This is a genomic window from Pedobacter sp. GR22-6 (assembly GCF_037402555.1).
GTDB lineage: Bacteria > Bacteroidota > Bacteroidia > Sphingobacteriales > Sphingobacteriaceae > Pedobacter.
Window position 1 is genome coordinate 31115 of the sequence record NZ_JBBEUC010000005.1, and the last position, 25484, is coordinate 56598.

Below are 25484 nucleotides of genomic sequence, written 5' to 3' on the forward strand. Positions count from 1 at the left end.
TTATACCCGAATAAAAAGTACAATGGCAGACAAAGACAGACATCAGCTCCGGGAACTGATAGCAAAGAGTGAAGAAAAAAGAATCTCGGAACAAGAGCAGATACTGCTGGACAATTTCATTAAGCAGGAATTTGACGCCGCTACATGGAATGAAGCGACTATGGGCAAGAAAGAGGGGATATCTGAATATATATATCAAAATATCAGACCTGAAGTACTGAAGAAACCATTAGCTCATTTCTACAAGTATGCCATTGCTGCGAGTATGGTCGTACTATTGACCATTGGGATCGTACTCAATTCTCAAACGAGTTCGGCTGAATCTTTGACTTTCAGCACAGAATCCAGAGCAGATTCGATCAAGCTTGCAGATGGCAGTATGATTTATTTGGCAGCCAATTCAACCTTTAAATACCCTAGCCGATTTGATGACGCAGAACGATCAGTAACCCTGGTAAAAGGAGATGCATTTTTTAAAGTAAACAGAGATCCGGAGCATCCATTCGTTATTACCTCAAATCAGATCAGGACTAAAGTACTGGGTACCTCCTTTCACATCAGTCTCCAAAATAAAGAATGCCGCGTGACTGTAGTAACCGGAAAAGTAAATGTCTCCTCTGAGCAGGAAAGCGTAGATCTGCTTCCGGAAGAAGAGGCACTTTACAATTTTTCGGGCCTTAAAAAACAAAGCGTAAACCGCACATTTTTGGGCAACTGGTACCAGAGAGACGTAGAACTATCCAATGTTACCGTAGCTAAGGTCCTCAGACTACTGACTTACAGATATGGTGTGTCATTTGAAACCGCTCAAGACGAAATTCTCGACGGCAAAATGACGATATACATTAAGGGCGGCTTAAGCCTTCAAAATATTCTAGATCAAATCAATTACATCACACACTTAAAATTCAGGACACATGACGAAACCGTAACTGTAACACAATAAAAAAACCGCAGTTGCTGAAGACAACCGCGGCCAATGATTAAGTATCAATACAAATTAATAACTCAAATATGTACGATAAATATACCAATTTAAAATTTAAAAGCATCAGTTTACTGATGATCGTCTGCTTGTTGACGCAGACCAGCTTTGCCAAAGTAAAAGCGCCAGAACACATTATTGGAAAAAACAGCATCATCAGCGGCACACTAGTCAACATTTTCTCGCAGCTTAGCAAACAGACCAACTACAAGTTTAGCTATAGCGAGGCCATTATCTCAGATCAGAAGCAATACCACATTGCTTACATTAAGCCCTTTAAAGCTATACTAAAAAACCTGGCAGATCAGGCTGACTTCTCCTATAGCATTGTCAACAACCTGGTACTGGTGAGTAAAACTATCCGGGAAAAAAAACCTGAAGCTCCAATGAAGGCTCAGGAAATCGTTAAAGGAAAAGTCCTTGACGAAAATGGCGATCCACTTCCCGGTGCTACAGTAAAAGAAAGCGGCACAAAAAACGGTGTCACGACAGATGCGGGAGGAAGGTTTGAAATCAAAATTGCAAGAGGTAAGACCTTGGAAATCTCCTTCATCGGCTATAAAAACAAGCAGGTAGTTGTGAACAGCAACATGTTAAATATCCAATTGGAATCAGACGCTTCCAGTCTGGGCGAAGTACTGGTCGTTGGATATGGAAAACAAACCAAAAAAGATGTAACAGGATCGGTAGCTCAACTGGATGAAAAGAATTTCAGACAGGGAGTGGTTGTCTCCGCAGATAATCTTTTACAAGGAAAGGTAGCCGGAGTAAGGGTTGTTGGAGCCTCTGGTGAACCGGGTGGTGGCGTTGATGTCTCCATTCGTGGTGTGGGTTCCATCAGAAGTGGGAGTACACCTTTGTTTGTGGTAGACGGAGTTCCACTGACAAATGATGATGTAAGTCCAACAGGGCAAAACGTGGGTTTTGGATCATCAAAAGCCAAAAATCCATTGAACTTCCTCAACACCTCAGATATTGAATCCATCTCTGTGTTGAAGGATGCATCTGCAGCAGCGATTTACGGTGCCCGCGGATCAAATGGTGTAGTGATTGTAACCACTAAGAAAGGCAAAAAAGGAGAAGGCACTTTTTCCCTCGATTCTTACCTCGGTCTTTCTACTGTAGCACATAAATTGGATGTATTGTCGGCCGACGAATATAGAAAGGCCATTAAAGATCCGGCTTTCGATCATGGAGGTAATACCGACTGGCAGGACGTAATCTACAGACAAGCAGTGACAAGGAACAATTCCTTATCCTTCTCTAAACAAACCAGTTCAGGGAACTACTATGCCTCAGCTGCGCAGATGGACCAGGAAGGTATCGTGAAAAACAGCAATTTCAGACGTACTTCCGCCAGGATCAATGGCGCGGAATCATTCTTGGATGACCAACGCCTGAAGATTGGAATCAATTTGACAGCTAGTGAAACTAAAGACGACGGTGTCCCTACCAGTGATGATGGAGGTTCCGATGGTCAACTGATCATCCATACCCTCATGGCGAATCCTACAAGAAATGTATTTGCAGAAGATGGAAAATACACCAACTTCAACATGAACGCCCACTATAACCCTGCTTATTTGTTGAGTATCTATAAGGACAGAACCCGCACTACAAGGATACTGGGAAATACAGACCTTTCTTTCAGACTTGTAAAAGGCTTAGAATATAAATTAAACTTAGGTCTGGACAGATCTGTCGCAGAGAGAAATACTACGATATTTCCAAATGTGACCGATAGAAACCCTAACGGGCGTTATGTACAGTACAATTTAGACTCCAAGAGTACTTTGATGGAGCACTATCTTACTTACAACCTATTGCAGGACAAACACAAACTAGAAGTATTGGGCGGTTTCTCTTATCAAAAATTTGAACGTTCCGGCAATAGCTTTGCAATGGATCAATTAAGTTTAAAAGGACCTGTTACATTGCCCGTTTTGCCTGAAAACAACCCTGCGTTTTCTGGGATACAATTTGGAGTATCTGGATTTGCACAGGAGAATGAACTACAGTCGTTCTTTTCCAGAGTGAATTATTCCTTCAATAATAAGTATCTATTTACCGCTTCATTGAGAGCGGATGGATCTACGCGTTTTGGAGACAATAACAAATATGGTTATTTCCCATCCTTCGCAGCAGGCTGGAATGTGGCTCAAGAATCATTCATGCAGCAGATCCCTCAACTGACTGAGTTGAAACTTAGGGCCAGCTGGGGACAAACAGGAAACCAAGAGGTACAAAACAAACTCACCAAGGCAAGCTATGCATTATCCCCTGCTGATGGATATTACTTGAATAGCGATCTAAACCTTGTTAATGGTATTTCAGTAACCAGAACTCCCAACCCTGACTTGAAATGGGAAGTAGTAACGCAATACAATATCGGCCTTGACTTCGAACTCTGGAAAGGGAAGTTTTACGGTACGTTAGATTATTTCAACAAAACGACAACGGACGCAATTTTAAACATGACTGCCCCAGTTTTGAGCCCGACACCTACGGTATGGGTAAATATTGATGGTGAGATTGTCAACAAAGGACTTGAGTTTATGTTGGGTTCCAGAGTAATCAGCAATCAAAACTTCAACTGGTCAGTAGATGTCAATGGTGCAACATTGAATAATAAAATCAAAAATCTTCCGATGTCAGAGGTTTTATCTGGCGCAATCTCCGGTCCGGGACAGTCTGGCGTATTAGCCAACATATATAAATCTGGCTATTCCGCAGGATCATTCTATCTCCCCGAGCATATCGGCTTTGATGAAAAAGGCGGAAATATTTTTAAGGATCAAAATTCAGATGGTGTGATTGACAATAAAGACCGAAAAATCTTTGAAAGTGCCTTGCCGAAGTTCAGTTATGGTTTTAACAGTCAGATGTCTTACAAAAGCTTTGACTTCTCCTTCTCCATTATTGGTCAGACCGGAGCGTACCTCGTGAACAATACAGGATTGAATGCCTTAAACATCAACAATTTGGCTTCCGATCGAAACGTAGCTACGGGTTATTATGAATCAGGTGCAAACTCTGCCAATGCTCCACAGATCTCAACGCTTTTCCTCGAGAAATCAGATTTCATCCGATTGAATTCAGCACGTTTAGGTTACAACTTCAAAATCAAAGGCTGGAACTGGTTGCAGAACTTGAACCTATATGTAACCGGTCAAAACCTACTGACCATCACTGACTATACCGGTTACGACCCATTGATCAACAGCCCTAAAGCCAGCGGGGGCAATCAGTCGCTGGGTATTGATTACTCCAGCTATCCAACAGCGAGAACATTCCTTTTTGGTGCCAGCATAAAATTATAATGATGAAGACGAACAAATTATTTAAACTACAGCATATCCTGATTTTACTTGCGATAGTATGCTTCACAGGATGCACAAAATTAGACGAAGTCGTATTAGATGAAGTGTTGGGCAACAATGCTTCAAGTCCGGAAGGTGCCATAGCCGCAGCATACGATAGGCTTGGAGACGGCACGTTTGTAGATCATGGCGGTGTCTTTTCTCTACAAGAATATACTACTGATGAGGCTTTGCTGCCCACCAGGGGTAGTGACTGGGGAGATGGCGGCAAATGGAGAGCCATGCATGAATTTACCTGGGCTCCGGACAATGCGATTGTAACCGACAATTGGAACAACCTGACCAATGGGATTACAAGATCTCTGACAGCCATCAAGGAAGTAGGAGCTAGTACTCACCCGCAGAAAGAACTTTATCTGGCAGAAGCTAAAGCCCTACTCGCTTACTACACTTTTACTACGCTGGATTTATATGGCCAGGCACCTTATCGTAACCCGGAAATTGAAAAAGCGCCTTTAGAAATCAAACAAGCGGCAACAGAGATCGACGAGTTGATAAAACAAGTTGAGGCATTGATCCCAACTCTTGCCAGCCTTGGACAACAATCGACACACAACGGTCGCTTTACTAAAGAAGCGGCTTATGGTCTGTTGACTAATATGTATTTGAATCGCGCGGTATTCAAAAACAGATATGCAGCCACATTCAATTTCAATGAGCCTGCGGTAAATAGTACAGAGACAGATATGGATAAAGTGATCTACTATAGTACCCTGCTAATTAATTCAGGAAAATTTCAGCTGAAAAGCAACTATTTCGAGAACTTCGACATCAAAAACAACAATGGTTCGGAACTAATTTGGGTCGTTACACAAAAAATCGACTACATCAGGAATGGTTCCAACTCTTTCGCATACGTATGTGTAGAAAGAAATCAAAGAGCATCTCCTCTTAATAGAGGAACTAATGCGGCTTGCATCAGTCCGGAATTCTTTGCCACCTGGGATGGCAACCATGATGATCCGCGCTTTTCCAGAAAATATCAGTATGCAGACGGAACATGGTTTACCAATGACGCCATTGGAAGCGTACCGGCGTCTGATCGCGTACCGGTGAGCAATCAACCCTGGTTTCATTTCACTCGCGGAATTCTGTTCGGCCCGCAATATGGACCTAAGTTAACATCAGCCGGAGGCTTTGAAATGACAAGTGACGGCAGAATCAAGGTTTCAGAACTTTATATGGAAAAGAGTACAGGAACAAGAATGGACTTCACTCCCGCCTTAAACTTCAGTAATCCAAGACAGGCTGTGTTTGCTCAGAACGAGATCAACCGCGGTGCACGGGTATTTAAATATGAATTCGATCCTGAAGAAGGTAATGGAACAAGTAATGTCGATATTCCGCTGTTCCGTCTCGGCGCCATTTATACCATGAGGGCAGAAGCTTATTTCCGAAAAGGACAAACCGGACAGGCGATGGCAGACATCAACCTGCTGCGTACTTCCAGAACTAGGGAAGCTTATCACAACAATGCTCCGGGAAGAATGATTACATCGCTGACCGAAGCTGATTTGTACAGGGAAATTGCCTTTGAAACTTATTGGGAACTTCTTAGGAGACCCCAAATGATCCGCTTCGGTAAATACGAACTGCCTTTCAGTGCAAAACCGACTTCAAAACCAGAGCGCAGGATTTTCCCAATCCCACAGTCGACAATGGATGTATCAAAAGAATTCAAACAAAATCCAGGATACTAAAATCCTCCATAAAACACTACAAGGGGCATGATAAATGCCCCTTTTTAATTTCTGCTAAATGCTTATAAAAACTTAACATGGATGATTTTGCATAAGTAAAAGAAGGCGATATCTTTGCCGCACAAATCAATCCATGGATACTGAGTTAGATATAGATTCCAAATTACTGGAGGGCATGAAAAATGACCACCCTAGAGCGTTTGAAGAACTCTTTAACCGTCATTGGCCTGAGCTTTATCAGAAAGCCTACAAAAGATTAAGAGACCAGTCGGAGTCGGAAGACATGGTCCAGGACATTTTCGCAAATATCTGGACACGCCGGCATAGCATAGCAATCACATCATCTTTCAAGGGATACCTACACAATGCGCTTAAATATAACATCATCAAATCCATAGAGCGAAAAAATCTCCACGAAGAAGCTTCCGCTTACCTGCTTTCCAGAATGGAGGAAATTGAAAGCAGCGTCTACGACATCATGGCTGCATCTGATGTAAAGAAAACATTGGATGAAGCTGTACAAGGGTTTCCGGAAAATATGCGCAAGATTTTTCTGATGCGTGCAAAAGATCATACCATCTCTGAAATTGCTGAAGCCCTTGGCCTCGCCGAACAGACGGTCAAGAATAACAGTACAGAGGCTTTAAGGCGCCTTAAAGTAATTATCTCCAGCAAGCATCCTGATCTCAACGAATCATTCTTTACTGTTTTAGCGCTGTTAATATTATCTTAACAGTAAGATAACCTTCTCTTGAAGTACTTTCCAGTCTTTACATGCACTATCTCTATGTAAACGAAGAATAGTGCAAGCATCATTTTTAAAAAAACTCTTAAAGAAATACAATAACGGAACTGCAACTGAAGCAGAGCGGCTCATTGTAGATACCTGGTATGAATCTTTTGACGAGGATCAGCTGTTCATTCCCGGAATCCGTACACGAGAGGAAACCAGTACCACACGCGAAAATATTTTCTCAAGAATAGCCCCTCAGACTCCGAAAACAACATGGTATAACAGAAGTTGGTTAAGGCTGGCAGCATCAGTGGTCATTCTAATGGGTGCCTATGCCAGCTACCAATATTTTCAACCCCGGACCGAGACCACAAAGGAAATTGCAATATTGAGTAAGACCTATCAAACAGGCGTTAAGGAGGTCAAAAAAATATTGTTGCAAGACAGTACCGTGATATGGCTAAATGCAAATTCAAGCCTGACGCTCAAAAAGAATTATGGCAGGGGAAGCCGCCAGGTCCAACTAAGTGGAGAAGCAAATTTCGAGGTAAAAAGAGATACGCTCCGTCCATTTATTGTAGATGCCAGTGAACTTCAAGTGCGTGTATTGGGTACATCTTTCAATGTACGCAATTACCCGCACCTGAGTCAGATCAAGGTAAGTGTGACGCGTGGAAAAGTGAGTGTGAACGAGCGCCACAAACAACTTGCATTGCTTACAAAAAACCAGGGACTGGATTACGATAAAAAAGCTGAACTGTACCAGCTAGTGAAAATTGATTCCATAAACCACACAGCATGGACGGCAGGAAAAGTAGTATTGCAAAAGGCAGGTTACGATGAGCTCAAACAAGCAATGCTCAATTTGTACGGAGTAAATCTCCGCACGACCGACGATAAAGTTAAATCCTTCCTTTACAACATTACCCTTCGCTCTAATCAGCGGAAGGAAGAAGTGCTAAAAAATCTAATGATCATACTGCAAAACAAAAAATTTAAACAGGAGGGCTCAAATGAGATAAGAATCTACTAAAAATAACATTAGGCGAACTCGATAGAATCCGCCTAATGATTCTTTGTCGACAGTTTCGAGTTTGGACGCTACAAACTGCCGGCATTAGCAATGTAAATGAATCAATTACTAACTACTCAAAGCTATGAAAGCGGCTTGGTTAATCAAAGCATTGTCCGTACATATTTTGAGTTTAACAAAAATTTAATGAAACGAAAATTACTGCTACTGCAGAAGCTTATGCGCATCACATTAATCAGTACCCTGGTTACGGTTCTGGCCTCGCAGCTATTATGGGCCGGGGTGTCTAACGGCCAGTTACTCAACAGGCGGCTGAATATAGCCTCCAGCAAAACAAATCTATATGACCTGATCCAGGGCATACAGTCGAGAAACAAGATCGAATTTGCTTTTACAGATAACCTAAAACTTGAGCAGATTGTGCTAAGCAGCGTACAATTTGAGCACAAGACTCTGGAAACGGTATTGAAATCAATCTTGGCCCCCAACCACATTGGCTTTCAGGAAAACAATGGTGTAGTAACCCTATATAAAATGCAGGTGCCGGGGAAAATTACCGGTAAAGTGACGGACGAGCAGAGCCTGCCTATGGTAGGGGCTAGCATCAAAGTGGTAGAACTGAACAGAACAGTCGGTGCCGACGAGGAAGGAAAGTTTAGCATAAATGTTGCTCCCGGAACTTATACAATAGAAGTAAGCTATATTTCATTTGCCACTCAACGTAAAGCAGGGATTATAGTTACAGAAGGAAAATCGGTAACCATCGATTTTACCATGAAGGATGAACTCAGTAAACTGGATGAAGTAGTCGTAGTAGGTTATGGTACACAGAAGCGTAAAGAAGTAACTTCCGCAGTCGCTACGTTGAAATCCGAAGATTTCAACAGAGGTGCATCCAGATCACCGATGGATCTGATTCAAGGTAAAGTTGCAGGTCTAACCATTACCAGGACACAAGGAAATAATCCCAATTCAAGTGCGGCAATTCAACTTCGTGGCGTGACCTCCTTAACCGGTACCATTACTCCACTCATAGTTATAGATGGTATCCCCGGAGGAAACCTCGATCTCTTGCAACAGGACGACATCGAGTCAATCGACGTATTGAAAGATGGTTCAGCCGCTGCTATCTACGGTACAAGAGGAAATGCAGGGGTAATCTTGATTACCACCAAAAAAGGCAAAGCAGGAGAAGGACAGTTTGACTATAACACCTATTTCCAACGTGATTTTGTAGATAAAAAACCTGATTTCCTTTCCGCAGAGCAATGGAGAACCAGACTGGCTGCGGGCGAATTGCCCCGAGCAGTTGACCTTGGTGGATCTACGGATCTGTATGATGAACTTATCAACAAACAGAACCTGAGCCAATACCACAATCTTGCGTCTTCAGGTGGCACAGAGAAATCCAACTACCGCGCCTCCTTGTACTTAAATGATTTCGAAGGTATTGCTAAAGAGAACAGCAGGAATCAATTTGGCGGCCGGCTAAACATCAATCAGAAAGGACTGAAAGATAAGCTGTCTTTCCAAATGAATATGGCCGGAAACTTCAACAAGGCCAATTTACTTGGCGGGGGCGGGGGCGACTTCGAACAAGCTGTAATCTGGAACCCCACAATGCCATTAAAAAAGGCAGATGGAGGCTGGACAGAGATTAACGATGGATACAATCCGCTCTCTCGTTTTGCCAACCGGATCAACGAACGCAACCAACAGACCTTCTCAGGTGATGCCCGTATGACCCTGGACGTAATTGATGAAATATCTGTGTCTGTATTTGGCTCCTATCTTCGGAACAATTATAATAACAGACAGTTTCGGTCAAAAGACGACTGGGAACAGCGTGCACAAACCAATTATCGAGGTTTCGGTTACGGAAGAAAAGAGAATGTTCTGGATTGGACAAAGACATTGGAGTCGACGATCAACTTCAAAAAGACCATTGCAGACGACCATAACTTAACCGGACTATTGGGATATAGTTACCAATATGGTACAACTGAACGCTTCAATGTCAGCAACAATGGCTTAACTACCGATGCCTTTTTAGATTGGAATTTGGGTTCAGGTACTGCCAATACTAATCCATTATTACCTAGACCAGAAATTGCAAGTTTCAAAGAAGACAATACCTTAATCGCATTCTTCGGCCGTGCCAATTATGCCTACAAAGGCAGGTATTTCGCACAATTTATCTTACGCCGTGAAGGCTCGTCCAAATTCGGCATCAATAATAAATGGGGCAATTTCCCTGCTGCTTCCCTGGGCTGGCAAATTACTGAGGAAAATTTCATGAAAGGGCTTCCGGCGATCAACAACCTTAAACTCCGTGTCGGATATGGCATAACTGGAAATCAAGGCATCGGAAACTACCTTTCTCTCATTACGCTGGGAACAGGAGGGGTTTATCCACAGGAAGGTACATTCTATCAGACCTACGGCGCTGGTAAAAATCCTAATCCAGATTTACGCTGGGAGCGCAAGGCAGAATGGAACTTTGGTTTGGACTACGCCTTGTTTAATAACAGGATTACTGGTGCGATCGACGTTTATAATAGAGAGACCAGAGACCTTTTATTCAATTATGCAGCACAGCAACCCTCTTACGTGCGGGCAGATCTATTGACAAACGTAGGTTCTATCAGAAATCATGGCGTGGAAATATTAATCTCTGGTACTCCAGTTCGCAATAAAGATCTCCAATGGAGCATAGACTTGACCGCAAACTCACAATTTAATGAGCTGAGCAAATTATCCAACGACGTATTTAAAGCTCAATGGCTGAACTTCGGGGACATCCCGAATCCAGGTGCAATGGGTCCATCTATCCGCGTATATGAAGGTGGTACCATCGGAAATTTCTATGGTAAACGCTTTGCAGGTTTTTCTGATGCAGGAGGATGGTTGTTTTACAAAGCAGATGGCTCTGTTGCACCGGCTGCACAGATCACGCAGGATGACTGGGCAATATTAGGAAATGGTGTTCCAAAATATAATGTTGGTTTAAACCAGACATTCAGGTACAAGAATTTCGATTTGAGCCTGCTGCTTAGAGGGAAGTTCGGATTCGACATTTTAAACCTGCAGGAAATCTTCTACGGTAATAAAGGTTATCTTCCGAATAACATCTTCAACAGTGCCTTCACTAAGCATGCACAATTGAAAGAGAGTCCTCTTTATTCAGACTACTACCTGGAAAAAGGAGATTTCGTAAAATTGGACAACCTGACACTTGGCTACAACTTTAAGTTCAACAGTAGCTACATCAGAAACATGAGAGCTTACATTTCCGGTAGAAATGTGCTTACCCTGACGGGTTATGACGGTCTCGATCCGGAATTACAAGACACTGGTTTCGAAACAGGCATTGATTCCAGAGGCTTTTATCCAAGAACTACATCATGGACAGTAGGTTTCAGCCTAGGTTTCTAGTTTATTTAACAACATACATTATGAAATTTCAAATTAAAAAATCAATATATATACTTAGCACAATTGCGGCTTTAGGTACACTAAATGCCTGCACAAAGCTGGATGAAACACTTTACAGCGAATTGTATAAAGACAACTTTTACAAGAACCGTACAGAAGTTTTGCAGGGTGCATTACGTCCAATGACACATCTTCAATCCTGGCTAGCGCCCATTCGCGGAGATGGATATTACTACCATGCAGAAATGTGTTCGGATCAGGTCGCATGGCCCCAAAAAGGACGTCATGCTTTCGATAATGGAGATCACATCAGGCAGCATTATCATACATGGACAGTCAACGAATCAAGGTTAACCAATGCATGGTCAGGAATGTGGACTGGATTGGGCTACACAAACGCTGCAATAGAAGATCTGGAAAAAGTGGATGCCGTAGCTATCGGAATGAATCCTGCGGAATTAAAAACCATCCTCGCCGAGCTTCATGTGCTCAGAGGTTTCCATTATATCAAATTGATGGACATGTGGGGAAACATCCCAATTGTGACACAAGTCGGCTTGCCTAAAAATCCTCCAACAGCATCCCGAAAAGCAGTTTTTGAATTCATTAAAACAGAACTGGAGACTTACGTACCCCAACTTGCACCCTACTCAGCTTCATTGGTTGGGCGTATCGGTCAGACTGGTGGTTATGCAATGCTCGCAGAATTATACCTGAACGCAGAGAAGTGGGCTGGTACGTCCATGTGGGACCAATGCATTGCAGCTTGTGATAAAATTATGACCGGTGCTGCGGGTGGGCTTGGTGGAACTCCCCGCCTTGCACCTAACCTGACAGAGACCTTTGCCAATACGAATGCCAGCGCTCCGGAAGCACTGTTCCAGTATGCTTACAGCCTTAAAAATGGCTTCGTCTGGGACTGGATTCCATTAATGGGCTTTGCCAACATGAGTGAAGCGCTGGGTGTGTCTTATGTAGGAAACAACGGTTATGTGGTAATTCCGACTTTCTTCAACTCGTACGCGGAAAATGACAAGCGTAAAAAAGAATGGTTCTTATTTGGGCCCCAATATAAATACGGAACAACCACTCCAATCCTCGGTTCAGAAGAATACACTGGAAAACCGTTAGTGTACGTAAATACCATCAGAAGGGAAAGTGAAGGCGACCTGACAACCGAAGGTGGCATGACCAAAGGAGAGGAAAATAGCGGCGCGAGGTTCCACAAATACAAAACTGGTCTCACAGCGGATCCGAACTACAGGGAAAATCATTTCATGATTTACCGCTTAACCGAAATTTATTTCAATAAAGCAGAAGCATTAATGCGCAAAAACAATAACGTGGCAACTCAGGAGGCTGTTGATCTCATTAACCTCAGCCGCAAGCGTGCATTTACCGATGCCGACTGGGAGGCTGCGAAATATACCACCGCTACACTCACTATGGATGAACTCCTGGCAGAAAAAGGCCGTGAGTTTATCTTTGAAGGTAAAAGACGTACTGACATCATCAGATTTGGTCGCTTTACAAAAGGCGCATGGTGGGATCATACACCTACCAATGACGTAAATAAAGAAATCTATCCAATTCCGTTCCGTCAAATGGCCAACAACGTCAACCTGGTGCAAAATCCAGGTTACACCAACTAACTGCTAACGGGGATGTCTGAACGATATCCCCGTTTTTGATTTAAATCCTGACCTGATTTATCTATATTTGGATATGAGCCAACAAAAGAAAATCACCACGCTTTTTACTGACATCGGAGGCGTATTATTGACAAACGGCTGGGACAGGCAGGCAAGATACGAGGCCGCTCAGCTATTTGGTCTGGACCTCAAAGAAACTGAAGAAAGACACCACCTAACCTTCGACACCTATGAGGTAGGAAAGATTACCCTGGATGAATACCTCGACCGCTTGGTATTCTATGAAGAGCGCAGCTTCAGCAAAGATGATTTTAAAAACTTTATGGTCAGTAAATCCCAGGCGTTTCCTGAAATGATCCAGCTGGTTTGCGATCTCAAAAAGAAGTACAATCTTAAAGTGGCCGTAATCAGCAACGAAGGCAGAGAACTCAACCAATACCGGATCGCCACCTTCAGGCTCAATGAATTTATTGACTTTTTCATTTCTTCAAGCTTCGTGCATTTCAGAAAACCAGATGCCGACATTTTTAAAGTCGCCATAGACATTTCACAAAGTGATCTGGAAACCAGTGTTTATATTGATGACCGTATGTTGTTTGTGCAAGTAGCAGAAGGCCTGGGCCTTACTGGCATTTACCACACGAGTTATGGGGATACTAAAAGTCAGCTTGCAGCGCTAGGTCTGGTTGCAGATGAATGAGAAAGCCTCAGCGCACTGACCATTTCCGATAATTTTTCAAAACCCGGGCGAGCCTTTATATCCGGATGAAGACAACTGTCCCGAAGCGACGACAGCTGCGCCAATAGAGGCTGGCTAGCAGTGTCGTGACATAAGGAAATTAAATCATCCAGTAATTGCCCGTAAGCACTTACTTCGAGGGCCTCCAAAGCGGCAGCACTTTTAAGCGTTTCTGCACCATAAAATGATGCAGCACCAAAGTCTCCAAATAATGTATTCCCTTCCTGATCTATTAAGGTATTGTGGGCGTAAAGATCGCCATGCATGATGCCTTTTTTGTGCAACTGTGCGGCTAAGGAGGCTATGGTTTCGGCTATTTTAAATATCTGACTTAATGAAAGATCCTGACCCTCCTTAAAGACATCTCTGGTACAACTCTCCAAACTTGGCGGCAAGCCCAGGTTAAAAAACCTTGGCGGAATCAGTTCCATCACCAATCCCTTCTTTCCTTCCGGGTGTCCATCAATATCTCCGATCAGGCTTGGCAGGCCAGAATTTACACCCGCAGCGATATAAGCAATCATTTCATCCTCTGGAAATCCATCACTGGTCACATCACCCTTAAAGACTTTTACTGCAACCTCCTGATTTTCCGTGCCCACTTTTCTAGTTGCTTTAAAGATCAATCCTGAAGCTCCTTCTCCTAATAATTGCTCTATATGTAAATCCGACCAGCGGACAAAAGGCAAAAGAGGTAAATCCGGCCTGATACAGAAGGGATTCCCTGAAAAGGCTAACCAGGAAAGCTTCGGCATGGTCAACAGCCACTCAGGTAATTCGATCAATTGGTTTGCGGAGATTCGTAAGAGAGAAAGGTGATTACAGCGCTCCAGTTCTTTAGGCAAAAAAGAAAGGCGATTCCCTGCCAGCATCAGTTTCTGCATCCTTTTACAATGGCCGATCTCTGCAGGCAACTCCTCAATTTTATTATCGGTGAGAATCAACCAGCGCAGATTGGTATTCAGAGATTTTGTAGGAAGGACTTCGATGCAATTCGACTTAAAGCCAACTATATCCAGTAAGGGACAATCTCCCAGTACCTCAGGTAAAACGCGGAATTGGTTTTCTGAACAGAAAAAGATCCTCAACTTCTTCAGCCTCCCGAAATCTGCAGGCAGCTCAGTCAGCTGATTTTTGGACAGATCCAGAATCTCCAGTGAATCTGAAAGTTCGAATATCTGTTCTGGAAACGAAGAAAGTCCTTCAGAGAGTTTCAAAGAAACGCTACCTTTAAGTTCGCCGCGCAGTAATTGGTCTAAGCTTTGCATGGTTGTTGAAATTGCCTACGAATATAACTGAAAGATCGAACAAAATTGATTCTCATAAAAACAGCAACACATGAAGCATTACGACGCCATTGTCATCGGAGCCGGTCAGGCTGGTACACCACTCGCCAAAAAGCTGGCGGAATCGGGTAAAAAAACAGCAATCATCGAAAAAAGAATGGTTGGCGGAACCTGCATCAACGATGGCTGTACACCAACAAAAGCAATGATCGCTTCTGCCCGCATAGCTTTTCAGGCAAGAAAAGCTGCCGAACTTGGTGTTGAGGTCCATAAGGTTAAAGTCAACCTTCAGCAGGTTGTAAAACGTAAAGATGAAATCGTTAAATCGTTCAGGGAATCCAGCCAGCGCGGGCTGGAAGGTACCAAGGGATTGGACCTCATATTTGGTGAAGCTCATTTTAGTGGAGAGAAGGAATTGACTGTTGTATCGGCTGATGGCACTCAGGAAATATTAACTGCTGATTGGATTTTTATCAATACTGGTGCAAAAACCATCATCCCTGATATTGATGGGATACAAAGTATTGACTACCTGACTTCCACCTCAATCCTTGACTTGGTAGATGTACCTGAACATTTACTGGTTCTAGGCGGCAATTACATCGGCCTGGAATTTGGTCAGATGTACAGTAGGTTTGGAAGCAAAGTCACCGTACTTGAACAATCTTCCCGGCTGCTGGGCAAAGAAGATGAAGATATATCCGAAGAAGTCAAAAAATTCCTGCAAGAGGAGGACATTGAAATTCTCACCAGAGCCAAAACCAAACAATTTGACCTCGATGATAAAGGAGCAATCATTGCTTCCGTTGAGGTAGACGGAATATCCAGGAAAATCCGTGCCAGCCATGTGCTGATCGCCGTTGGACGTAGTCCGCAGACAGCACAACTTGAACTGGAAAGCACAGGAGTGAAAACCGACGAAAAGGGATACATATTGGTCAATCCTACCCTGGAAACCAACATTTCCGGAATCTACGCGCTAGGCGATGTCAAAGGAGGCCCGGCATTCACACATATTGCCTATAACGATTACACTATTGTTTATCGTAATTTATTGAAAAACTCAAACTACAGCATAGAGGAACGGCCGGTTCCTTACTGCATGTTTACTGACCCCCAGCTTGGCCGTATTGGCTTATCAGAACAACAGGCAAAAGCAAAAGGACTGAACATCAAGGTTGCCGTTCTTCCGATGACGCAAGTCGCCAGGGGTATAGAAACCGGAGAAACCAAAGGGATGATGAAAGCTGTAGTTGATGCTGACACCAAACAAATTTTAGGTGCAGCGATACTGGCAGCTGATGGCGGCGAGATCGTGACTGTACTGCAAATGGCCATGCAGGGAAATATTACCCACGAGCAGATCAGGTTTGGTGTTTTTGCACATCCGACCTACGCTGAATCGCTCAATAACCTTTTTATGAAAATCGAAGACTAGCTAAAAAGCGATACCATGATTAAGATTGAACAGCTGGGCAAGGCTTTTGCCAGCACCATAGCAGTAAGTGATTTTTCACTGGAAATAGCCGAAGGGGAAAACCTCGTGCTGCTGGGCACAAGCGGCTGCGGAAAAACCACTACATTAAAGATGATCAACCGCTTGATAGAACCTGACGAGGGGAGTATTCTGATCAATGGTAGAGATGTCCGGCAGGAGGTACCCGAAATACTCAGACTTGGTATTGGCTATGTGATGCAGCATATTGGTTTATTTCCCCACTACAGCGTCTACGAAAACATTGCGATTGTTCCTAAACTCTTGAAATGGGCCCCGGACAAGATCAAATTACGTATTCAGGAGCTTGCCGACAAGCTACACCTCCCATGGGAACTCCTGAACAAGCTTCCTGCGCAATTGAGCGGAGGGCAAATGCAACGTGCCGGACTGGCAAGAGCCTTGGCGGCTGATCCCCCGGTACTACTTATGGATGAGCCATTTGGGGCTCTGGACAATGTGACGCGTTCCAGTATCCAGAAGGAGTTCAAGGAGCTGGAGGAATTGAAAAGAAAAACCATAATTATGGTCACCCATGACGTACAGGAGGCCTTCGAACTGGCCGATAGGATCTGTCTCATGGACAAAGGTAAGATCGTACAAACCGGAACCCCTGAGGAGTTACTGCATCAGCCTGCTAATGATTTTGCAAGGAAGTTTTTTGATGGGCAACGCCTGTCGCTGGAAATTAAATTGAATGCCCTGGAAGCGCTTAGCTTTGCTGACCTGATAAAGGAATCTCAAAAATTCGGAAAAGATGAATGAGCAACAATCTTTAATTGAATTTATAAGCCAGGAATCAGATAAGCTGCTGACGCAGACCGTACAGCACGTGGGGCTTACCTTTATCTCAGTGCTGCTTGCAGTGCTGGTTGGTTTACCTTTGGGTATACTAATTGCCAGAAAAACGAAGCTATCGGGATCGGTACTTGGTGTTGCCGGCATTTTACAGACTATCCCAAGCATTGCCCTTTTGGGCTTTATGATCCCCCTCCTTGGCATTGGTGCAAAACCGGCCATTGTGGCCTTGCTGATATACGCCCTTCTTCCAATTATCAGAAATACCTACACTGGCATTATAGGCATAGACAAGTCAGTTATTGAAGCTGCAAGGGCACTGGGCATGAATAGTCGTCAAATCCTGCTTCAGGTGGAGCTCCCACTGGCCATGCCAGTCATACTTGCAGGAATCCGCACGGCGACTGTAATCAATGTAGGGGTAGCGACACTCGCTTCTTATATCGCCGCGGGTGGACTGGGCGAATTCATTTTTGGGGGCATCTCTTTAAATAACACAAATATGATCCTTGCAGGCGCCATACCTGCATCTTTATTAGCCGTTGTACTCGATCTTTTGCTATCTCTGATCCAGAACATGAATGTCAAAAAACTAAAATCAGTCCTGCTTTTTTTACCCATTTTCTTACTGGGCCTGGCTGGGTTTTATTTGCTTCCTAAGGCTTATAGCTCTAAATTAACTGCTGGTTTTACACCGGAATTCATGGGCCGGCAGGATGGCGACATTGGTCTTCGGAAAATCTATGGCCTCCAAATCCAAACGGTCGTAATCAGTGATGCAGTCATGTATAAGGCTGCCTACGAAAGAGAACTGGATGTCATCAGCGGATACTCAACTGACGGAAGACTGAAAGCCTATGATCTTAAAATATTGGAGGACGATCAGGCGATATTCCCTCCCTACTATGCTGCCCCCATCATCCGCTCGGACGCGCTTCAAAAATTTCCAGGCTTGGATACCGTTCTCAACAAACTGGCAGGAAAAATCACCGACTCTATCATGACAGACCTAAACTACAAGACTGATTATCTCCACCAGACACCGGAAAAAGTAGCTCAGGATTTTCTGGTTAAAACCGGGTTATGGGTAACAGCAAGAAAAGGCGGGAAGGGTACCGTACGCATCGGTTCGAAGATCTTTGGTGAACAGTATATCCTGGCCGCTATGTATGGTATGTTGATCAAAGGATACACTGAATACGATGTGGCGACAAAAAGTGGTCTGGGGGGCACCAAAATCTGCTTCGATGCCCTTAGAAATGATCAGATAGACCTCTATCCCGAATATACCGGCACAGGCCTGCTGGTACTCCTTCAGCCAGACCCACAACTGGCGCAACAAATTGCCAGGGACAAGGACCGGACTTACCAATATGTGAAAGATGCCTTTCGTAAAAGGTTTGATATCGAGTGGCTGAAGCCGATCGGCTTTAACAATTCATATGCATTAATGATGAGGCAAAAACAATCAGATCATCTGCATGTTAATACCATAACAGAACTTAAGAATTATTTAGACCGAAATTGATGACTCTTATAGACGATTATAAGCAGATCAGAGCGCATTCTGAAACCATCTGCCGCCCTCTGCAAATAGAGGATTATGTCGTGCAACCCACAGTAGATGTGAGTCCGCCAAAGTGGCATTTGGGTCATACCACCTGGTTCTTCGAAACTTTCATTTTATGCCCTCATTTGAAAGGCTATCAAGTTTATAATGCCGATTACAATTACGTTTTCAACAGCTATTATGAAACGATTGGCAATCGTGTTATTCGCACCGACCGTGGCAACCTGAGCAGACCGGGAGTAACAGAGATCTACCAGTACCGCGATCATGTAGACCGGGCTATGATCAAATTACTTGGGCAAGAGATCAGTTTTGAAGTCGAAGAATTGCTCTTGCTCGGATTCAATCATGAACAACAGCACCAGGAATTGCTGCTGACTGACATCAAATACATTCTTGGACACAATCCACTATTTCCAGCATATATGGATAAGGAAAGCGCCCGGATCACATCTTCCAAAGGAGCTATGCTGAACTTTCAAGAAGGAATTTACGAAATTGGACATCAGGGTCCGGGGTTCTGTTTCGATAATGAACTTAACAGGCACAAGGTTTACCTGACTGACTTCTCCATCAATGCAAATCTGGTCAACAACGCAGAATATCTGGAATTTATCAATGACGGTGGCTACAACAATTTTCGCCATTGGCATGCTGAAGGCTGGGACTGGGTGAGGAATAACCAGATCAGTGCTCCACTTTACTGGCACCTCATTAATGGGCAATGGCATTACTATACACTAGGCGGACTGAAAATTTTGAGTCCGGATGAAGCTCTAAGTCATGTGAGCTATTATGAGGCCTATGCTTTTGCCAGTTGGAAAGGAATGCGGCTACCAACTGAATTTGAGTGGGAAGCAGCCTCTGGTTCATTTGAATGGGGACAGCGATGGGAGTGGACAGAAAGTGCCTACTTGCCGTATCCTGGATTCAGCAAAGCTCCGGGCGCCATTGGAGAGTATAACGGCAAATTCATGGTCAACCAAAAAGTACTGCGCGGAGCTTCAGACGCAACTCCGCAGGGACATAGCAGATCAACCTATCGCAATTTTTTTCATCCACACTTGAGGTGGCAATTTACAGGCATCCGACTTGCCCAATAACCAGATAAGATGAGCATAATGATTAAAGAACCCATCACTCCAGCCAGGACGCAATTCCTGAAGGAAACTTTGATTGGCCTGAGCGCCTCGCCAAAATTCATGCATTCGAAATACTTCTATGATGAACGCGGAGACTATATCTTTCAGCAGATTATGGAAATGGACGAATACTACCTTACAAAAGCTGAAATGGATATCCTGCTGAAGCAGTCCGGCCACATTTCTAAAGTATTGATGGAATCTGGCAGTCCATTTGACATAATTGAATTGGGAGCTGGAGATGCAACGAAGTCTATCCATCTGTTAAAGGAGCTTTTGTCCAGGAATGCAGATTTTCGCTACCTGCCAATTGACATTTCAGCACATGTCATTGCCGACCTTGAGGAGAAGCTGCCTGCAATGCTTCCGGGCTTGAAGATCAATGGACTAAACGGTGATTATCTTGACATGCTGCAACAGGTTTCTAAAACTTCAGAACGTAGAAAAGTAATCTTATTCATGGGGGCAAACATTGGAAATATGAATGCCTCAGAAGCCGAGGCATTTTGTGCGGAGCTAAGGACACAAATGTCCAAAGACGATCTTTTGATCATCGGCTTCGATCTGAAAAAATCGCCAAGGCAGATATTGGCAGCATATAATGATGCACACGGTATCACCAGTACCTTTAACCTTAACCTTTTACGCCGGATCAACGAAGAATTGGATGCTGAATTTGATCTGAGCAATTTTGAGCATTACGCCAGCTATGACCCTGAATCAGGATCCTGCAAAAGCTACCTCATCAGCTTAAAAGATCAGGTCGTAAGCATCGGCGATTCTGCAAATATTTCATTCTCGAAAAATGAATACATATTTATGGAAATTTCTCAAAAGTATGACCTGAATGAAATTGACCAAATGGCTACATCAACAGGTTTCCGGTTGCAAGGGAATTTCTTTGATCAAAATGCTTATTTCGTAGATTCCATTTGGCAGGTGCACTGAGTTTCAAACTTTAGTCCGTTTTATTTGTAGTGTAAATAGCAACCAACTGGAAACACTATGAGCAAAGGAACCGAAATGTTGATCGTAGAACTTAAAAAATTGCTAAGCGGCGGTGCTGCGCATGTGGGCATAAAAGAAGCGATCACCGACATCCCTTTTGAACTCCTGGGAGAGCAACCCCACAATCTTCCCTATAGCATCTGGCAACTTACTGAACACATCCGCATTACCCAATGGGATATGCTGGAGTTTAGCCGGAATGCTGCACATCAATCTCCTGAATGGCCTGAGGGCTACTGGCCGCAGGATCCTACTCCGAAAGACAAAGAAACCTGGGAAAAAACTGTAGAAGAGATTGAAAACGACCTGGATACATTCATTGAGCTGCTAGAATCTGAAGACCTTTACGAAACAATCCCCCATGGAACCGGACAGAGCATTTTGCGTGAGGCACTCCAGATTGCAGACCATACAGCCTATCACATCGCAGAAATCATCATCATTAGGCGACTGCTTGGCATATGGAAATCCTGACCCCTCGAAATAATCAGCTAATATAATACGATAAGCGATGTTGAAGAACAGTAAAGCATTCAGCTCATTCTCCGTTGATGACCTGAAAAAAGCAAAAGATTTCTATCAAGGCACCCTTGAACTGGAAGTCCATGAAGGTTCAATGGGAATTCTGGAGTTACACGTTGATGACGTTACTCCCATTATGGTCTATCCTAAAGCGAATCACACTCCCGCTACCTTTACGGTATTAAATTTTCCTGTTCAGAGTGTAGAAAAAACTGTAGAATGGCTGAGTAGCAAAGGTGTTCAATTTGAACACTACGATGATGAGCAACTAAAAACCGATGAGAAAGGGATTATGCATGGCGAAGGGCCGGTAATCGCCTGGTTCAAAGACCCGGCAGGAAACATTCTCTCCATCTTAGAAAATTTAAGTTAGCGGCAGAAGATAAAACTTCATGGCAGGTTCAGATTAGGTTAATACAAGATCTATAAATTTGTGGTTTATCCCTTTTTAAACTGCATGAAAAACCTATTACTAATTCCTTTCTTTCTTTTAGTTTTAAAACTAAATGCCCAATCTCTGAAAGGTAGTCGGCTACCAAACTTGCCGGATTCCATTTATTCTGGAAAACAAGGTAAATTCCACGTGCAGGGTGTTGCGGTAGACCAGGCGAAGGGATATGTATATTTTTCTTTTACAGACCGGTTGGTCAAAATGGATCTTGACGGCAATATGATCGGTAGTGTAACCGGTTTCGCCGGACATTTAGGGGATTTGGACATTGCCGATGACGGAAGAATTTATGGATCACTGGAATATAAAAGCGATGCGATTGGAAAGGGAATTAGTAAATCTTTAGGTATACAAAACCAGCATGAAAACGGATTTTATATTGCGATATTCGACGGAGCCAGGATCTCAAGACCAAATATGAATGCTGAGAAAGAAGATCTGTTACGCACGGTTTACCTTAAGGAAGCTGTAAATGACTATGAGGCCGAAGTAAAGATCGAAAATGAAACCAGGCCGCACCGCTTTGCGTGCTCAGGGATAGATGGAATTGCATTCGCTCCCGCACCGGGAAGTTCTATGTTGGATAAGAAGTACCTATATGTAGCTTACGGTATATACGGAGATACAGCCAGAACAGATAACGATCATCAGGTTTTATTACAATATGATATCAGCAACTGGAATAAATATGGGAAGCAACTTTCCCAGGATCGATTGCACCATTCCGGGCCGAAAAAACCATTGGAGAAGTATTTTGTGAAAACCGGCAATAGCCGATACGGGATCCAGAATTTAGCTTACGATTCACATACTGGAAATTTGTTCGCTGCGGTATACCCAGGTACAAAAAGCCAATTTCCAAACTACGAGCTATTCGTAATCGATATGCATCAAAACGCAGGTGATGAGCAAATATCTTCAGGAGAGCAACAGATAAAAGTCAAAACACTCCCTTTATTGCAATCCGGACAAAAAGATTCAGCTACAGGTATCAGAGGCTGGCATTTTAAATGGGGCGCAACAGGTTTGTGCCCTTTAGGAGATGGCTCATTTTACATCTCACATCATTCAAAAGATAAAGAGGGACAAGAGCAAACAACCATTTATAAGTATATATGGGTTGGGGATGAAATTAGCGCCTTTATTCTCCTTGACTGATCGCATGCTCTGCAGGGTTATATTTCACGGTTCTTGTTGGTTACTGATGAGGCATTCTGTTGACTGGCAATAATCTAATATTATTTTAGTGATTCATGAATTATTTTGATCTGCGCAAATAGGCTGCGCAGATGCTATATTTCTTTGTATCAATAAATAATAAAAGATCATGGAAAAAGAAAAGATCAGCAACAACGAACTACACGCCATAGGCATCAACGATGTGGAAACTATGGTCAATTTTAGTCGTGTGGCCAATGGCTTGCTTAAACATAACGTGATGGGCAAGTCTGAAATCCTTGCCAATTTGGAAGCTCTGATTGATGACCCGATGCCTTATGCTTTGAAGAAGGGTGGGAAGTTTAAGAACCTGGCCGAAGACGTAATCGCCATGCGTAAAGAAGGAAAGTTTGTAAAACAAGAACGCAGCAATTTCAAACTGAAAGAAGAAGTAGCAGAGTTTCCCGTATGGGGCTTAGAACATATAGAGGTAGGTGCTCTGGCACAAATGAGAACAGCGGTACAGCTACCTATCTCCGTGGCAGGTGCACTGATGCCCGATGCGCATCAAGGTTATGGGCTTCCCATTGGTGGGGTATTAGCTACAACGGCAAATGCTATTATTCCATTCGCTGTTGGAGTAGATATTGCCTGTCGAATGTGTCTGAGCATTTTTGACCTGCCTGCGGAAACTGTTGATACAGAGAAAGACAAGCTAAAAAACATATTGGTTGACAATACCTATTTCGGTATGGGCTGCACAACCAAATCGTATTTTGACAGCTCATTGTTCGACAGCAAAACCTGGAATGAAACGAAGCTAATCCGTACGCTGAAAGACAAGGCTTATGCTCAGTTGGGTACCAGTGGAACCGGCAACCACTTTGTAGAGTGGGGAGAATTGACCATCGCTGAAGGCGCCTTAGACGGTATCCCTGCCGGTAAATACCTTGCGCTCTTATCGCACTCCGGCTCTCGCGGATTTGGGGGAGCTGTGGCAGACCACTACAGCAAAATCGCTATGGTGAAAACAAAACTTCCCAGCGAAGCGAAGCATTTGGCCTGGTTAGATCTGGATAAGGATGAAGGACAAGAGTACTGGATCGCTATGAATTTAGCCGGTGAATACGCAAGTGCAAATCACCATGAGATCCATAATAAAATAGCCCGTGCTTTGGGAATTAATCCATTGACCAGGATAGAAAATCACCACAATTTTGCCTGGAAAGAACAATTGGCAGATGGTACCGAAGTAATGGTACACCGCAAAGGAGCCACTCCGGCTGGCGAGGGTGTTTTAGGGATCATTCCAGGAAGTATGAGTACCCCAGGGTTTTTAGTACGAGGAAAAGGTAACGCTACAAGCATCAACTCAGCCAGTCATGGCGCGGGCCGCTTAATGAGCAGAAGTGCCGCCTTTAAGACACTGGATAAAAAACTAATTGCTGCCAATCTGGTAGAGAAACGAATTACATTAATGGGGAGCGATGTAGATGAAGCACCTATGGCTTACAAAGATATCCATGCAGTAATGGCCGCACAAAACGACCTGGTTGATGTACTTGCAAAGTTTGAACCCAGGATTGTGCGTATGGCAAATCCTAAAGAGAAGCCGGAAGATTAAAAATATTTTAAAAGCAACTGTTATTGCGCAACTGCTTTTAACTTCTCTGTAATCCTACGAACTTAAAAATGATGTGTTCAGCGCAAATGCTTCGGCTTCAGGTTTTGCGCTGCACATTCTACTATTTCCGCAATACGTTTTTGTCGCGTTTCCGCTGTTTTTGCAAGCACGAGCCATTGAAGCACGGCTTTCTTTGAGGACTTACTCATACCATCGAAAAACGCTCCGGCTACAGTATTTTTTTCAAACTCAACACGTAGATCCTCAGGAATAACCAGATTTTCAACCGTATCTAAAATTGTCCAGGAACCATTTTGCTTTGCAACATCAATACTCTTGTACCCGGCATCAGTCATCAGGCCTTGTTCAATAAGCTGAGCCACTTTAACTTTGTTGATTTTCGACCAGGTGCTCCTGGCTTTTCTTTTGCTAAAAAACTGATGTGTTCTTTCCTCATCAACCTTTATTTTCTTGCTATCTATCCAGCCAAAACATAGTGCCACATCTACCGATTCACTCCAGGCTATTGATTTTTTACCGGAATTTTTGTTGTAGCAAACAAGCCATACAGACTGTTTGGACAGGTGGTTTTTCTCCAGCCACTTCCGCCAGTCTGAAAGATTCGTCGGATCAAATATTTCTATCTCTTTTTCCTGCATTTAATTAAAGTTAGGTAAACATCAATATGATTTCTGAAAAATGCAGTTGAAAGTTTCAACTATCCTGTTACTAGTGCAAATGCAGGAGCTATATTTCTATAATCAGTTCTTTAT

At 43.4% G+C, this 25484-nt stretch carries 19 protein-coding genes; 17 read left to right on the top strand and 2 right to left on the bottom strand.

The window, feature by feature from the left end:
* The first annotated feature begins 22 nt into the window (after positions 1 to 22).
* From WAE59_RS20795 to WAE59_RS20830, 8 genes are all read left to right on the top strand, one after another.
* Complete coding sequence (locus WAE59_RS20795; protein ID WP_337857915.1) at positions 23 to 946, top strand: FecR family protein; 924 nt, start codon at positions 23 to 25, stop codon at positions 944 to 946.
* Positions 947 to 1014: 68 nt separating this feature from the next.
* Positions 1015 to 4305, top strand: coding sequence for a SusC/RagA family TonB-linked outer membrane protein (locus WAE59_RS20800; protein ID WP_337857916.1), 3291 nt, complete (start codon positions 1015 to 1017; stop codon positions 4303 to 4305).
* The gene (locus tag WAE59_RS20805) at positions 4305 to 6065 is read left to right on the top strand and encodes a RagB/SusD family nutrient uptake outer membrane protein (RefSeq protein ID WP_337857917.1); all 1761 of its coding nucleotides are present in this window, start codon (positions 4305 to 4307) and stop codon (positions 6063 to 6065) included. Before WAE59_RS20800 ends, WAE59_RS20805 begins: the two co-directional genes overlap by 1 nt.
* A 133-nt stretch (positions 6066 to 6198) precedes the next feature.
* Positions 6199 to 6798, top strand: a complete 600-nt coding sequence (locus tag WAE59_RS20810; protein ID WP_337857918.1) for an RNA polymerase sigma factor — start codon at positions 6199 to 6201, stop codon at positions 6796 to 6798.
* 70 nt (positions 6799 to 6868) lie between these two features.
* Entirely contained in the window at positions 6869 to 7831 is a 963-nt protein-coding gene (locus tag WAE59_RS20815) for a FecR family protein (RefSeq protein ID WP_337857919.1), read from the top strand.
* A gap of 186 nt (positions 7832 to 8017) precedes the next feature.
* A complete protein-coding gene (locus WAE59_RS20820; RefSeq protein ID WP_337857920.1) occupies positions 8018 to 11266 on the top strand; it encodes a SusC/RagA family TonB-linked outer membrane protein in 3249 nt (1082 codons plus the stop codon).
* Positions 11267 to 11286: 20 nt separating this feature from the next.
* Positions 11287 to 12918 carry a RagB/SusD family nutrient uptake outer membrane protein gene (locus WAE59_RS20825; protein ID WP_337857921.1) on the top strand — a complete coding sequence of 544 codons (1632 nt, stop codon included), beginning with the start codon at positions 11287 to 11289 and terminating at the stop codon, positions 12916 to 12918.
* Between the two features lie 73 nt (positions 12919 to 12991).
* Positions 12992 to 13618, top strand: a complete 627-nt coding sequence (locus tag WAE59_RS20830) for an HAD family hydrolase (RefSeq protein ID WP_337857922.1) — start codon at positions 12992 to 12994, stop codon at positions 13616 to 13618.
* On the opposite strand, the gene WAE59_RS20835 is transcribed toward WAE59_RS20830, so the two are convergent.
* Complete coding sequence (locus WAE59_RS20835) at positions 13582 to 14925, bottom strand: leucine-rich repeat-containing protein kinase family protein (protein ID WP_337857923.1); 1344 nt, start codon at positions 14923 to 14925, stop codon at positions 13582 to 13584. The genes WAE59_RS20830 and WAE59_RS20835 overlap by 37 nt on opposite strands.
* Before the next feature lie 70 nt (positions 14926 to 14995).
* On the opposite strand from WAE59_RS20835, the gene WAE59_RS20840 reads away from it, so the two are divergent.
* From WAE59_RS20840 to WAE59_RS20880, 9 genes are all read left to right on the top strand, one after another.
* A complete protein-coding gene (locus WAE59_RS20840) occupies positions 14996 to 16381 on the top strand; it encodes a mercuric reductase (protein ID WP_337857924.1) in 1386 nt (461 codons plus the stop codon).
* 15 nt (positions 16382 to 16396) lie between these two features.
* Positions 16397 to 17203, top strand: a complete 807-nt coding sequence (locus WAE59_RS20845) for an ABC transporter ATP-binding protein (protein ID WP_337857925.1) — start codon at positions 16397 to 16399, stop codon at positions 17201 to 17203.
* Positions 17196 to 18764 (top strand): ABC transporter permease/substrate-binding protein, encoded by a 1569-nt coding sequence (locus WAE59_RS20850; RefSeq protein ID WP_337857926.1) that lies wholly within the window; start codon positions 17196 to 17198, stop codon positions 18762 to 18764. Before WAE59_RS20845 ends, WAE59_RS20850 begins: the two co-directional genes overlap by 8 nt.
* A complete protein-coding gene (egtB, locus tag WAE59_RS20855) occupies positions 18764 to 19909 on the top strand; it encodes an ergothioneine biosynthesis protein EgtB (protein ID WP_337857927.1) in 1146 nt (381 codons plus the stop codon). Before WAE59_RS20850 ends, egtB begins: the two co-directional genes overlap by 1 nt.
* Positions 19910 to 19918: 9 nt before the next feature.
* The gene (locus WAE59_RS20860) at positions 19919 to 20896 is read left to right on the top strand and encodes an L-histidine N(alpha)-methyltransferase (RefSeq protein ID WP_337857928.1); all 978 of its coding nucleotides are present in this window, start codon (positions 19919 to 19921) and stop codon (positions 20894 to 20896) included.
* Between the two features lie 57 nt (positions 20897 to 20953).
* Positions 20954 to 21430 (top strand): DinB family protein, encoded by a 477-nt coding sequence (locus tag WAE59_RS20865; RefSeq protein ID WP_337857929.1) that lies wholly within the window; start codon positions 20954 to 20956, stop codon positions 21428 to 21430.
* Between the two features lie 37 nt (positions 21431 to 21467).
* Complete coding sequence (locus WAE59_RS20870; RefSeq protein WP_337857930.1) at positions 21468 to 21851, top strand: VOC family protein; 384 nt, start codon at positions 21468 to 21470, stop codon at positions 21849 to 21851.
* 84 nt (positions 21852 to 21935) lie between these two features.
* A complete protein-coding gene (locus WAE59_RS20875; RefSeq protein WP_337857931.1) occupies positions 21936 to 23087 on the top strand; it encodes a hypothetical protein in 1152 nt (383 codons plus the stop codon).
* A gap of 169 nt (positions 23088 to 23256) precedes the next feature.
* Entirely contained in the window at positions 23257 to 24711 is a 1455-nt protein-coding gene (locus tag WAE59_RS20880; protein ID WP_337857932.1) for an RtcB family protein, read from the top strand.
* 77 nt (positions 24712 to 24788) lie between these two features.
* On the opposite strand, the gene WAE59_RS20885 is transcribed toward WAE59_RS20880, so the two are convergent.
* Positions 24789 to 25370 (bottom strand): YdeI/OmpD-associated family protein, encoded by a 582-nt coding sequence (locus tag WAE59_RS20885; protein ID WP_337857933.1) that lies wholly within the window; start codon positions 25368 to 25370, stop codon positions 24789 to 24791.
* Between the last annotated feature and the right edge of the window lie 114 nt (positions 25371 to 25484).

Bases quoted from the DNA above. Each gene is read 5' to 3' on its own strand.
- WAE59_RS20870 (WP_337857930.1), top strand. From the start codon at position 21,468: ATGTTGAAGAACAGTAAAGCATTCAGCTCATTCTCCGTTGATGACCTG.
- egtB (WP_337857927.1), top strand. From the start codon at position 18,764: ATGACTCTTATAGACGATTATAAGCAGATCAGAGCGCATTCTGAAACC.
- WAE59_RS20885 (WP_337857933.1), bottom strand. From the start codon at position 25,370: ATGCAGGAAAAAGAGATAGAAATATTTGATCCGACGAATCTTTCAGAC.
- WAE59_RS20865 (WP_337857929.1), top strand. From the start codon at position 20,954: ATGAGCAAAGGAACCGAAATGTTGATCGTAGAACTTAAAAAATTGCTA.
- WAE59_RS20810 (WP_337857918.1), top strand. From the start codon at position 6,199: ATGGATACTGAGTTAGATATAGATTCCAAATTACTGGAGGGCATGAAA.
- WAE59_RS20830 (WP_337857922.1), top strand. From the start codon at position 12,992: ATGAGCCAACAAAAGAAAATCACCACGCTTTTTACTGACATCGGAGGC.
- WAE59_RS20825 (WP_337857921.1), top strand. From the start codon at position 11,287: ATGAAATTTCAAATTAAAAAATCAATATATATACTTAGCACAATTGCG.
- WAE59_RS20875 (WP_337857931.1), top strand. From the start codon at position 21,936: ATGAAAAACCTATTACTAATTCCTTTCTTTCTTTTAGTTTTAAAACTA.
- WAE59_RS20845 (WP_337857925.1), top strand. From the start codon at position 16,397: ATGATTAAGATTGAACAGCTGGGCAAGGCTTTTGCCAGCACCATAGCA.
- WAE59_RS20835 (WP_337857923.1), bottom strand. From the start codon at position 14,925: ATGCAAAGCTTAGACCAATTACTGCGCGGCGAACTTAAAGGTAGCGTT.
- WAE59_RS20820 (WP_337857920.1), top strand. From the start codon at position 8,018: ATGAAACGAAAATTACTGCTACTGCAGAAGCTTATGCGCATCACATTA.
- WAE59_RS20840 (WP_337857924.1), top strand. From the start codon at position 14,996: ATGAAGCATTACGACGCCATTGTCATCGGAGCCGGTCAGGCTGGTACA.
- WAE59_RS20850 (WP_337857926.1), top strand. From the start codon at position 17,196: ATGAATGAGCAACAATCTTTAATTGAATTTATAAGCCAGGAATCAGAT.
- WAE59_RS20860 (WP_337857928.1), top strand. From the start codon at position 19,919: ATGAGCATAATGATTAAAGAACCCATCACTCCAGCCAGGACGCAATTC.
- WAE59_RS20795 (WP_337857915.1), top strand. From the start codon at position 23: ATGGCAGACAAAGACAGACATCAGCTCCGGGAACTGATAGCAAAGAGT.
- WAE59_RS20800 (WP_337857916.1), top strand. From the start codon at position 1,015: ATGTACGATAAATATACCAATTTAAAATTTAAAAGCATCAGTTTACTG.
- WAE59_RS20805 (WP_337857917.1), top strand. From the start codon at position 4,305: ATGATGAAGACGAACAAATTATTTAAACTACAGCATATCCTGATTTTA.
- WAE59_RS20880 (WP_337857932.1), top strand. From the start codon at position 23,257: ATGGAAAAAGAAAAGATCAGCAACAACGAACTACACGCCATAGGCATC.